General features: G+C 73.3%; 11 protein-coding genes. 3 read left to right on the top strand and 8 right to left on the bottom strand.

Features of this window, described 5'->3' with window-relative positions:
* Window positions 1–2284 (bottom strand): ATP-binding cassette domain-containing protein (locus DEF28_RS23000; protein ID WP_147281087.1); only part of this gene is annotated, 2284 nt, incomplete at its 3' end.
* Window positions 2285–2432: 148 nt separating this feature from the next.
* Here DEF28_RS23000 and DEF28_RS28585 point away from each other — a divergent pair.
* Together DEF28_RS28585 and DEF28_RS22990 are read left to right on the top strand one after the other, a co-directional pair.
* The gene (locus DEF28_RS28585) at window positions 2433–3032 is read left to right on the top strand and encodes a helix-turn-helix domain-containing protein (RefSeq protein WP_114400056.1); all 600 of its coding nucleotides are present in this window, start codon (window positions 2433–2435) and stop codon (window positions 3030–3032) included.
* A complete protein-coding gene (locus tag DEF28_RS22990; protein WP_114400057.1) occupies window positions 3029–4252 on the top strand; it encodes an MFS transporter in 1224 nt (407 codons plus the stop codon). The genes DEF28_RS28585 and DEF28_RS22990 overlap by 4 nt, the downstream gene beginning before the upstream one ends.
* Window positions 4253–4355: 103 nt before the next feature.
* Here the strand turns inward: DEF28_RS22990 and DEF28_RS22985 are convergent, their stop codons facing one another.
* The 5 genes from DEF28_RS22985 to rpsB form a co-directional block, all read right to left on the bottom strand.
* Window positions 4356–5240, bottom strand: a complete 885-nt coding sequence (locus DEF28_RS22985) for a phosphatidate cytidylyltransferase (protein ID WP_114400058.1) — start codon at window positions 5238–5240, stop codon at window positions 4356–4358.
* 5 nt (window positions 5241–5245) lie between these two features.
* On the bottom strand, window positions 5246–5803 hold the full coding sequence (gene frr / locus DEF28_RS22980) for a ribosome recycling factor (RefSeq protein WP_114400059.1): 558 nt from the start codon (window positions 5801–5803) through the stop codon (window positions 5246–5248).
* Between the two features lie 48 nt (window positions 5804–5851).
* Window positions 5852–6577, bottom strand: a complete 726-nt coding sequence (gene pyrH / locus DEF28_RS22975; RefSeq protein ID WP_114400060.1) for a UMP kinase — start codon at window positions 6575–6577, stop codon at window positions 5852–5854.
* A gap of 178 nt (window positions 6578–6755) precedes the next feature.
* The gene (gene tsf / locus DEF28_RS22970) at window positions 6756–7592 is read right to left on the bottom strand and encodes a translation elongation factor Ts (RefSeq protein ID WP_114400061.1); all 837 of its coding nucleotides are present in this window, start codon (window positions 7590–7592) and stop codon (window positions 6756–6758) included.
* Window positions 7593–7667: 75 nt separating this feature from the next.
* Window positions 7668–8585, bottom strand: coding sequence for a 30S ribosomal protein S2 (gene rpsB / locus DEF28_RS22965; RefSeq protein ID WP_114400062.1), 918 nt, complete (start codon window positions 8583–8585; stop codon window positions 7668–7670).
* Between the two features lie 302 nt (window positions 8586–8887).
* Between rpsB and DEF28_RS22960 the strand changes: the two genes are divergently transcribed.
* Complete coding sequence (locus DEF28_RS22960; RefSeq protein ID WP_114400063.1) at window positions 8888–9526, top strand: murein hydrolase activator EnvC family protein; 639 nt, start codon at window positions 8888–8890, stop codon at window positions 9524–9526.
* 9 nt (window positions 9527–9535) lie between these two features.
* Here DEF28_RS22960 and DEF28_RS22955 read toward each other — a convergent pair whose 3' ends face one another.
* Window positions 9536–10456 (bottom strand): tyrosine recombinase XerC, encoded by a 921-nt coding sequence (locus tag DEF28_RS22955; RefSeq protein ID WP_114400064.1) that lies wholly within the window; start codon window positions 10454–10456, stop codon window positions 9536–9538.
* Window positions 10457–10472: 16 nt separating this feature from the next.
* Window positions 10473–10829 (bottom strand): RidA family protein, encoded by a 357-nt coding sequence (locus DEF28_RS22950; protein WP_114400065.1) that lies wholly within the window; start codon window positions 10827–10829, stop codon window positions 10473–10475.
* Between the last annotated feature and the right edge of the window lie 6 nt (window positions 10830–10835).

The following is a 10835-nucleotide window of genomic DNA, read 5'->3' as shown; positions in this document are numbered from 1 at the left end:
CACCGGGCGGCACCTGCGCGCGCCCGCCGGCGAGCGCGCGCAGGTGCCGCCCGGTGAGCGAGTCCTCCACCTGGGCCAGCTCCCCCGGCGGCCCCTGGAAGACCACCCGCCCGCCGCGCCGCCCAGCGCCCGGGCCGAGGTCGAGGACCCAGTCCGCCTGGCTGATCACGTCGAGGTCGTGCTCGATGACCACCACCGTGCCGCCGTTGTCGACGAGGCGGTCCAGCAGGGCGACGAGTGCGGCGGTGTCGGACATGTGCAGGCCCGTGGTGGGCTCGTCGAACACGTAGACCCCGCCGGGCCGGTCGAGTTCGTCGGCCAGTTTCAGACGCTGCCGCTCGCCGCCGGAGAGCGTGCTCAGCGGCTGGCCCAGGGGCAGGTAGCCGAGGCCCACGTCCACGAGGCGCCGCAGCACCGCCGATACGCGCCGCTCGGGGAAGACCTCGACCGCCTCCCGCGCACTGAGGTCGAGCACCTGGTCGATGGTGCGGCCGCGGAACCGGTGGCGCAGCGCCTCCTCGGTGAAGCGGCGCCCGCGGCACTGCTCACAGGTGCTGACCATGGCGTCCATGAACGCCAGGTCGGTGTAGATGACGCCGAGCCCCGCGCACGCGGAGCAGGCGCCCTCCGCGTTCGGGCTGAACAGGGACGCGCTGACCCCGTTCTCGGCGGCGAACATCGCGCGGACGGTGTCCAGGATCCCGGTGTAGGTGGCCGGACTGGACCGCCGGGAGGCGTGGACGGCGCCCTGGTCGACGACCACGGCCTCCGGGCACACCTCCGGCAGGAATCCGCGGACGAGGGTGCTCTTGCCCGAACCGGCGACCCCGGTCACGGCGGTCAGCACGCCCGTGGGGATGTCCACGTCGACGCCGCGCAGGTTGTGGCGGGTGGCCCTGCGGATCTCGATGGCGCCGGCCGGGGTCCGCGGCACGGCCTTGATCTGTGGCCGGCTACCGAAGAACCGGCCGGTCGGGGTGCCGGAGGCCGCGAGGCCGGCGACGTCGCCCTGGTAGACGACCCGCCCGCCGTCGCGCCCGGGCCCGGGCCCGATGTCGATGACGTGGTCGGCCGCCGCGATCACGTCCGGATCGTGCTCGACGACGAGCACGGTGTTGCCCTTGTCCCGCAGCGCGCGGAGCAGCGCGGTGAGCTGGGCCACGTCGTGGGGGTGCAGGCCGACACTGGGCTCGTCGAAGACGTACAGCATGTCGGTGAGGCTGCTGCCGAGATGGCGCACCATCTTCACCCGCTGCGACTCACCGCCGGACAGCGTCGAGGTGGGGCGGTCCATGGACAGGTAGCCGAGCCCGATCGCGACCAGGCGTTCCAGCTGGGTCACCAGCGCCGCCACCACCGAGGCGGTGCCCGGCTCGTCCACGGTGCGGACCACCTCGACCAGCTCCTCGGCCTCCAGCGCCGCGCACTCGGCGATATCGCGTCCGGCGATCCGGCAGGACAGCGCCGCCGCCGAGAGCCGGGTGCCGCGGCAGTCGGGGCAGCGCGCCTGCACGACCACCCGCTGGAACGCCTCGCGGGCGCGGCCTTTGAACGAGTCGGCGTCCTTGGGCAGCCAGATGCGCTCGAAGCGGGGCAGCAGGCCCTCGAACTTCGCCGGCACCGGGCCGCCCTGGCTGGGCAGCATGACCGTGTGGTCGTCGACCCCGTGCAGGAATGCCCGCCACTCCTCGGGGGTGTAGTCCCGCAGCGGCTTGTCGTTGTCGAACAGGCCGGAGTCGGCGTAGGTGCGCCACATCCAGCCCCCCACTTTCAGGGCGGGGAACCGGATCGCGCCCTCGTTGAGGGAGAGCCCGCGGTCCACCAGCTGGTCGACGTCGACGGTCCGCACCGTCCCGAGGCCGGAGCACCGCGGGCACATGCCCTGCGGGTCGTTGAAGGAGAAGGCGTTGGAGTAGCCGACGAAGGGCCGGCCGGCCCGCGACCACAGCAGCCGCATGAGGGAGTAGATGTCGGTGATGGTGCCCACGGTCGAACGCGCGTTGCCGCCGAGCCGCTTCTGGTCGACCACGATGGCGGCGGACAGGTTCTCGATGACGTCGACGTCGGGCTGGCCGTAGCGGGGCAGCCGGTTGCGCGCGAAGGCGGTGAACGTCTCGTTGAGCTGGCGCTGGGCCTCCGCGGCGACGGTGTCGAAGACGAGGGAGGACTTCCCGGACCCCGACACGCCGGTGACGACGGTCAGCCGCCCCTTGGGGATGTCCACGGCGACGTCGTCCAGATTGTGCTCTCGGGCTCCCACGACCCGGATGTGCTCATGAACCATGCCGGGCACGGTATGCCGGATACCTGCCAGGTTCCGGCAGGAACTCCGCCGCGTCGTCCGTCACACGGAGGCGTCCCGCCGTTCCGGTCCCGACCAACCACCAAATAACCGTTTGACGGTTGGCGGCGCCGCGCGCGATCCTGCCGGCATGGACCCGACCCCCTCCCCCCGCGGACGCGGCGTTCCCGAGCTGCGCGCACTGGCGCACCCGTTGCGGCTGCGACTGCTCTCGCTGCTCACCGGTACCGCGATGAGTGCCGCGGAGGCCGCCCGCGCGATGGGCGAGACCCAGGCCAACGTCAGCTACCACCTCCGCCGGCTGCGTGCGGCCGGCCTCGTCGACCTCGTCGAGGAGGTGCCGATCCGCGGCGGCCTGGCCCGGCGCTACCGGCACGATCCCGACAGCACCGACCGCCCCGCGCCGCCGGGCGGGCCCGCCCACGGCGCCGCGTCCCGCGAGGACCACCGGCTGCTCGTCTCCGCCGTCGCCGAGGAGCTGCGGCGCCGCTCCACCCGCCGGCGGCTCGACGCGCCGGGCGCGTTCACCGACGCCGAGCTGTGGATCGATCCCCAGGTATGGCGGGACGTCCTGGAGCGCGCGCACCAGCTCGGAACCGACCTGCACACCGCGGCCCGGGCGCCGCACACCCCCGGCGCCGTCCCGGTCAACGCGACACTGCTGCTGTTCGAGATGGAGCCCGGGGACGGCGGCTCCACCGCACGCGACACCTCCGGCGGCGGCCAGTGACGCCAACGCCGGAACGGCTCCCGCTCCGCGCGCCCCTGCGCTACGCCGCCTTCCGGGCGCTGGTCGCCGGCCGCTCCCTCATGTACTTCGGCAACGGGCTGGCCTCGGTGGCGCTCGGCTTCGCGGTGCTCGACGCCACCGGTTCGGTGGTGCACCTCGGGCTGGTGCTGGCCAGCCGGTCGCTGGCCAACGTCTCCCTGCTGCTGCTCGGCGGCGTCCTCGCCGACCGGCTGCCGCGGCCGCTGCTGCTGCTCGGCGCGTGCGCGCTGGCCGCGGCCTCGCAGGGCGGCATCGCCGCCGCCGTCCTGCTCGGCGCCGCCTCGCTGCCGCTGCTCATGGCGCTCAGCCTGGTCAACGGGGCCGCGGCGGCGGCCAACCTTCCGGCGGCGCTCGCCCTCACCCCGCAGACCGTGCCGGCCGCCCTGCTGCGGCCGGCCAACGCGCTGGCGCGGATGGGGCTGCAGCTGGGCATGGTCGCGGGCATGTCGCTCGGCGGGCTCATCGTGGGGCTGGTCGGGGCGGCCTGGGCCCTGGCGGTGGACGCCGCCGCCTTCGCCCTGGCGGGCGGCTGCTTCGCCCTCGTCCGGTTGCCGCCGGCGGCACCTGCGGCGGGCCGCGGGAACGTGCTGCGGGAGCTGCGGGAGGGATGGTCGGAGGTCGCCTCCCGGCCGTGGGTGTGGATCGTGGTCGTGCAGTTCATGGTGCTCAACGCCATGGTGAACGGCGGCACCAAGATCCTCGGGCCGGTGGTCGCCGACGACACGATCGGCCGCACGGCGTGGGGAGTGGTCCTCGCTGCTCAGACGCTGGGGGCGCTGTTCGGCGGTGTGCTCGCGGCCCGCTGGCAGCCGCGGCGGGCGCTCGCGTTCGGCGTCGCGCTGTCGGCGGCGTTCGCGCTGCCGCTCACCGTGATGGCCGCGGCCCCGACCGTGCCACTGCTGCTGGCGGCGATGTTCCTGACCGGCGTGGCCGTTGAGCAGTTCGGGGTGGCCTGGGAGCTGTCCATCCAGCAGAACGTCCCGCCGGAGAAACTGGCCCGGGTCTACTCCTACGACGCGCTCGGGTCGTTCGTGGCGCTCCCCCTCGGCGAGGCGTGCATCGGCCCCGTCGCCGCGCTGGTCGGCACCGAGGCGGCGCTGCTCGGCGCGGCCGCTCTCGTCCTGCTCGCCACGGCGGCGGCACTGGCCAGCCGCAGCGTGCGCACCCTGGCCCTGGCGTGAGGACCCCGGCCGCGAGGAAGCGCGAAGGGCCGGTCCGGCCGCCGCCCGGGATCGTCCGCGGGCACGCCCGGCCGGCCGCGGGCGCCGCCGGCCGGGCCGGTGCTCAGCCCGCCGCCGGAAGCAGCAGGCTGAGCACCACCCACGCCACGGGGCCGGCGACCAGGAGCGAGTCGACCCGGTCGAGGATGCCCCCGTGGCCCGGCATGAAGCTGCCCATGTCCTTGATTCCGAGATCGCGCTTGATCAGCGACTCGATGAGGTCCCCGACGGTCGCGGCGGCCACCACCGCGACGCCCAGGACCAGGCCGACCCAGATCGGGCCGTCCAGCATGAACCGGACGGTGAGCGCTCCGGCGAGCATGCAGGCGAGCACCGATCCGGCGAAGCCCTCCCAGGTCTTGTTCGGGCTGATGCGCGGCGCCATCTTGTGCCGGCCGGCCAGGATTCCGGCGAAGTAGCCGCCGATGTCGCTGCTGATCGTGACGACGATGAACGCGATCAGCCGCTCCTGGCCGTCCCCGGGCGCGGCCAGCAGCAGCAGCCAGGTGCCGAGCAGGAACGGCAGGTAGGCCAGCGCGAACACCGCCCCGGTGACGTCCCGGACGTAGCCCTCGGCACCGCCGCGCAGCCGCCACGACAGCGCGGTGACGACCGTGACCGCCAGGGAGCCGACGAGCCAGAGCGGGCCGCCGAAGTAAGCGCACACCTGCATGGCCACCCCGCCCGCGATCACCGGAACCAGGGGCAGCCGGATGTTCCGGGAGCCGAACGCCCGGTTCAGCTCCCGGAGACCGAGCAGCACGGCCGCGGAGGTGATGGCGACGAACGCGGCCGGGTACGGGTAGATCGCCAGCAGGACGAGCGCACCGAGAGCCACGCCGCTGCCGACAGCCAGCGGCAGGTTCCGGCCGGTGCGGATCTTCTTGCGGGGCCGCCCGGTGGGTTCTCCGGCCCCGTCGCCGGAGGTGGACTCGTTGGAGAGTGACACTGGACCTAGACTTCGAGCAGTTCCGCTTCCTTGTGCTTCAGCAGCTCGTCGATCTCCGCGACGTACTTGTGCGTCAGGTCGTCGAGCTCGTCCTGGGCACGGCGGCCCTCGTCCTCGCCGATCTCGCCGCCCTTGACCGCCTTGTCGAACGCGTCCTTGGCGTGCCGCCGGACGTTGCGGATCGACACCTTGCCGTCCTCGGCCTTGCCGCGGACCACCTTGACGTACTCGCGGCGGCGCTCCTCGGACAGCTCCGGGAAGACCACCCGGATGAGGTTGCCGTCGTTGGCCGGGTTGACCCCGAGGTCGCTGTCACGGATGGCCCGCTCGATGGCCTGCGCCGATCCCTTGTCGAAGGGCGAGATGACCACCATGCGGGGCTCGGGAACCTGGAACGAGGCGAGCTGGTTGATCGGAGTCTGCGTACCGTAGTACTCGGCCGTGATGCGGTTGAACGTCGCCGGTCCCGGACGGCCGGTGCGGATCGCGGCGAAGTCCTCCTTGGCGACCACGACCGCCTTCTCCATCTTCTCCTCGGCTTCGAGAAGGGTCTCTTCGATCATGTCGGCTCCCGTGTGTCGCTGGTTGCGTAGGTTGGAGGTCTGCGCGGGTCAGCTGTCCGCCGGACACACGATCGTGCCGATCTTCTCCCCCCGGACGGCACGGACGATGTTGCCCTGCCCCATGAGGTCGAAGACGACGATCGGCAGACCATTGTCCATGCACAGGCTCACCGCGGTGGCGTCCATGACCTTCAGACCGCGGGTGAGCACTTCGTTGTAGTCGAGGCGGTCGAATTTCACCGCGTGCGGGTTGCGGTGCGGGTCGGAGTCGTAGACGCCGTCCACCTGGGTGCCCTTGAGGACGGCCTGCGCGCCGATCTCCAGTGCCCGCTGCGCGGCCGCGGTGTCGGTGGAGAAGAACGGAGCTCCCAGGCCGGCGCCGAAGATCACCACGCGGCCCTTCTCCAGGTGCCGGATGGCGCGGCGCGGGATGTAGGCCTCGGCGACCTGGCTCATGTGGATGGCCGTCTGCACCCGGGTGTCGACCCCGAGGCGCTCCAGGAAGTCCTGCAGCGCGAGGCAGTTGATCACGGTGGCGAGCATGCCCATGTAGTCGGCCCGGCCGCGCTCCATGCCGCCCTCGGACAGCTGGGCGCCGCGGAACATGTTGCCGCCGCCGATGACGACCGCCACCTGGATGCCCTCGGCGACCGCCGCGGCGATGGCGTCGGCGACGTAGCGGACCACCTCCGGGGCGATGCCCAGCTGCTCGTCGCCGGCGAAGGCCTCGCCCGACAGCTTCAGTACGACACGTCGCCAGCCCGAATCGTGCATGGCTGGCCCGTCGACAGGGACGGAGCTGTGTCCATCGGTCTCCGGCACGGCGGCGGCCTCCTTCTGGTTCCCCGAGTGGTACTGCCGTGCGCGGCCCCGACTCGGGCGAGCGAGGGGCCGCGCCTTATCCACCGGAGGTGCCGGGGAATGCTCCCCGGCACCTCCATCATGTCAAAGGTTAGGCCTGGCCGACCTTGAACCGGACGAAGCGGCGCACGGTGACGCCGGCCTCGTCGACCACCTTCTGGATGGTCTTCTTGTTGTCCTTCACGAACGGCTGGCCGAGCAGCGTCGCGTCCTTGAAGAAGCCGTTCACCCGGCCCTCGACGATCTTGGGCAGGGCCTGCTCGGGCTTGCCCTCCTCGCGGGCGGTCGCCTCGGCGATGCGGCGCTCGTTCTCGACCACGTCGGCGGGGACGTCGTCCCGGCTGACGTACTTCGGCGCGAGCGCGGCGATCTGCTGGGCGAGGTCCTTGGCGACCTCGGGCGCGGCCTGGTCGAGCTCGACCAGCACGCCGAGGGTCGGCGGCAGGTCGGGGTCGGACTTGTGCATGTAGCTGGCCACGAAGGCGCCCTCGACCTTGGCGAAGCGGCGCAGCTCCAGCTTCTCGCCGATGACGGCGCTGTGCTCCTCGATGAGCTTCTGCACCGTCTTGCCGTCGGCGTACTCAGCGGTGAGGAGGGCCGCGACGTCGGCGAAGTCGTTGTCGGCGACGAAGGCCGCGATGTCGCTGGCCAGCTTCTGGAACGTCTCGTTCTTCGCGACGAAGTCGGTCTCGCAGTTGAGTTCGACGAGCACCGCGGAGGTGTCGCCGGCGCTGCGCAGGGCGACCAGGCCGTTGGCGGCGGTGCGCTCGGCACGCTTGCCGACGTCCTTGGCACCCTTCACGCGCAGGATCTCGACGGCCTTGTCGAAGTCGCCCTCGGACTCCTCGAGCGCCTTCTTGCAGGCCATCATGCCGGCGCCGGTGAGGTCGCGCAGCTTCTTCACGTCAGCGGCGGTGTAGTTCGCCATTGCTCTGTATCTCTATCCGTAGTTTCGATCCGTGGAACGGGACAACGCGGAACCGGAACGCGGGGGCGCCGCGGTTCAGGCCTCCTTCGGGGCCTCAGCGGGCGCCTCGGCGGCCTCGGCCGGAGCCTCAGCGGCCTCAGCCGGGGCCTGGGCGGCCTCAGCCGGAGCCTCGGGGGTCTCGGCCGGAGCCTGGGCGGTCTCGGCCGGGGCCTCCGCCTCGCTCTTGCCGCCCTCCAGCAGCTCGCGCTCCCACTCGGCCAGCGGCTCCTCGGCGGCCTTCTCCTCGCCGGGGGCGCCACCGGAGCGGGCCAGCAGGCCGTCGGCCACGGCGTCGGCCACGACGCGGGTCAGCAGGCTGACGCTGCGGATGGCGTCGTCGTTGCCCGGGATCGGGTAGTCGACCTCGTCGGGGTCGCAGTTGGTGTCGAGGATGGCGACGACCGGGATGTTGAGCTTGCGGGCCTCGCTGATCGCGATGTGCTCCTTCTTGGTGTCCACGATCCAGACCGCGCTGGGCACGCGGGACATGTCGCGGATACCGCCGAGGGTGCGCTCCAGCTTGTCCTTCTCACGGCGCAGGCCGAGCAGCTCCTTCTTCGTGAGGCCCGAGGCCGCCACGTCGTCGAAGTCGATCTCCTCCAGCTCCTTGAGGCGCTGCAGCCGCTTGTGGACGGTGGAGAAGTTGGTGAGCATGCCGCCGAGCCAGCGCTGGTTGACGAACGGCATACCGACACGGCGGGCCTGCTCGTCGATGGCCTCCTGCGCCTGCTTCTTGGTGCCGACGAAGAGGATGGTGCCGCCGTGCGCCACCGTCTCCTTGACGAACTCGTAGGCGCGGTCGATGTAGGCCAGCGACTTCTGCAGGTCGATAATGTAGATGCCGTTGCGCTCGGTGAAGATGAAGCGCTTCATCTTCGGGTTCCAGCGACGGGTCTGGTGCCCGAAGTGGACGCCGCTCTCCAGCAGCTGACGGATCGTCACGACAGTGGCCATGACAAGGTCCTCCTCGATTCGGCGGAGCAGGCTCCGCCCCGGTTGTTCCTGACGTCCTGACCGGTCCGCCGCCCCGTCCGAGGACGGTGCGGACCGTGAGACCGGCCCCTCCCACGGGAGGCACGAGGACGCGCGAAGTGAGTGGCTGGGTCCAGCCACGTTGATGATTCTAACCGGCATTCCGGTGTCGGCACGCCTAGCTCCGGCCCCTGGCGATGTCAAGCGCCCGGCGGGCGCGCCGCCGTCCACAGGACGCCAGACCGGCGCGGCGCCGCGCCGGGCGGCCGCCGCACTCTGGAGGCATGCACCGTCGCCACCGCCTCCTCCGGCCGCCGCTCGCCGCGCTCCCCCCGCCGTCCCCGGGCGCCGCCCGGGCCGCCTCCGGGCCCCGGATCCGCCCACCGGCCAGCGGACCGCCGCCGCACGCCGGGGGCAGGCGCCGCCCCCGCCGCCTCTTCTCCCTCCTGCTCGCCGCACTCCTCCTGCCGTATCCGGGGCCCGGCACCGCGCTCGCCGATACCGGGCCCTGGACCTGGCCGCTGGCCGGCGAACCCCCGGTGGTGCGGGGGTTCGCGCCGCCCCCGCGCCCCTGGCTGGCCGGGCACCGGGGCGTGGACCTGGCCGCCGCCCCGGGCGCGCAGGTGCGCGCCGCCGGGGCCGGCCGCGTGGCGTTCGCGGGAACGGTGGCCGGGACACCCCTGGTCACCGTCGTGCACGGCACGCTGCGCACCACCTACCTGCCGGTGGACGCCGCCGTGCGGCGCGGCGACCGCGTCGCCGCCGGCGACGCCATCGGAACACTCGCCGACGCACCCGCGCACTGCGCCCGGCGGCCCTGCCTGCACTGGGGGCTGCTGCGGGGGCGCGACTACCTCGATCCGCTCTCGCTGCTCGGCCTCACCGAGGTCCGCCTGCTGCCGGCCGGGGCCAGGCCGCGGTGAGCGGTGCGGTCAGGCCCTCGGGTGCGCCTGGTTGTAGGCGGCGGTCAGGCGGTCGATCGAGACGTGCGTGTAGATCTGCGTGCTGGACAGCGAGGCGTGGCCGAGGATCTCCTGCACGCTGCGCAGGTCGGCGCCCCCGTTGAGCAGGTGGGTGGCGGCGCTGTGCCGGAGCGCGTGCGGCGAGACGGCCGCGGCACCGTCCGCCGCCCCGGTGCGGGTCCGGACGTCCCGGCGCGCCGTCCGGGTGCCGAGCCTGCCGCCCCGTGCCCCGAGGAAGAGCGCGGCCCCGCTCGCCGGCGTCGCCCAGTGCGGCCGGCCGTCGCGCAGCCAGCGCAGCAGCGCGGCCATGGCGGGGGCACCGACCGGCACGGCCCGCTCCCGGTCGCCCTTGCCGCGCACCCGCAGCGTGCGGCGCTCGTGGTCGACGTCGTCGACGTCGAGCCCGCACAGCTCCGCCACCCGGATGCCGGTGGCGTAGAGCACCTCCACCACGGCGCGCTGCCGGAGCGCGGTGGGCGAGGCATCGTCGTCGGCTGCGGCGCGGTCCAGCACGGCGCCGGCCTGCCGCTCGTCGAGGACCGCCGGAAGCGCGCGGTGCGCCTTGGGGCTCGCCAGCAGCGGCCCGGGGTCCTGCGTCAGGCGGCCGGTGCGGTGCAGGTAGCCGGTGAAGACCCGCGCGGCGGTGACCCGTCGGGCGAGGGTGGCCCGGCCGGCCCCGCCCTCGTGCAACCGCGCCAGCCAGCCGCGCAGCACGGTGACGTCGAGCTCCGCGAGCGCGACCCCGCGCTCGGCGAGGTGGCCGAGGAGCCCGCGCAGGTCGCCGAGATAGGCGCGGACCGTGTGCGGGGACCGGCCGAGTTCGGCGGAGAGGTGGCGGCCGAAGTCGGCGAGCGCGGCCTCGGCCGCGGGATCGACGAGTGGTGCGCTCATGCTGCCCCCGTGGCGGTCAGGCCCGCGGCAGGGTGGCCACGGCGTCGATCTCCAGGAGGTAGCGGGTGTCCACGAGCCCGGCGACCTCGACCAGGGTGCTCGCCGGGCGCGGCCGGTGCACCAGGAACTCCTCCAGCGCCGAGCGGACGCCGTCGAGGTCGGCGATGTGCCGCAGGTAGTACGTCAGCTTGACGACGTGGCGGAGGTCCGCGCCGTGCGGGGCCAGCGCGGCGGCGATGTTGCGGAACGCCTGCCGCGCCTGCTCGGCGGCGTCCCCCTCGGCGACGCTGCCGTCCGGCGCCTCGGGCACCTGCCCCGAGACGAAGACCAGCGGCCCCTCCGCCACGAGGGACGGGCTGTAGCGCTCGCTCATCGGACC

It is taken from the genome of Marinitenerispora sediminis (assembly GCF_003336425.1).
Classification (GTDB): domain Bacteria; phylum Actinomycetota; class Actinomycetes; order Streptosporangiales; family Streptosporangiaceae; genus Marinitenerispora; species Marinitenerispora sediminis.
Note: the sequence above shows the minus strand (reverse complement) of the source record. Positions and strands in the feature narration are given on the sequence as shown.

Bases quoted from the DNA above. Each gene is read 5' to 3' on its own strand.
- DEF28_RS22950 (WP_114400065.1), bottom strand. From the start codon at position 10,829: ATGAGCGAGCGCTACAGCCCGTCCCTCGTGGCGGAGGGGCCGCTGGTC.
- tsf (WP_114400061.1), bottom strand. From the start codon at position 7,592: ATGGCGAACTACACCGCCGCTGACGTGAAGAAGCTGCGCGACCTCACC.
- frr (WP_114400059.1), bottom strand. From the start codon at position 5,803: ATGATCGAAGAGACCCTTCTCGAAGCCGAGGAGAAGATGGAGAAGGCG.
- DEF28_RS22960 (WP_114400063.1), top strand. From the start codon at position 8,888: ATGCACCGTCGCCACCGCCTCCTCCGGCCGCCGCTCGCCGCGCTCCCC.
- DEF28_RS28585 (WP_114400056.1), top strand. From the start codon at position 2,433: ATGGACCCGACCCCCTCCCCCCGCGGACGCGGCGTTCCCGAGCTGCGC.
- DEF28_RS22955 (WP_114400064.1), bottom strand. From the start codon at position 10,456: ATGAGCGCACCACTCGTCGATCCCGCGGCCGAGGCCGCGCTCGCCGAC.
- rpsB (WP_114400062.1), bottom strand. From the start codon at position 8,585: ATGGCCACTGTCGTGACGATCCGTCAGCTGCTGGAGAGCGGCGTCCAC.
- pyrH (WP_114400060.1), bottom strand. From the start codon at position 6,577: ATGCACGATTCGGGCTGGCGACGTGTCGTACTGAAGCTGTCGGGCGAG.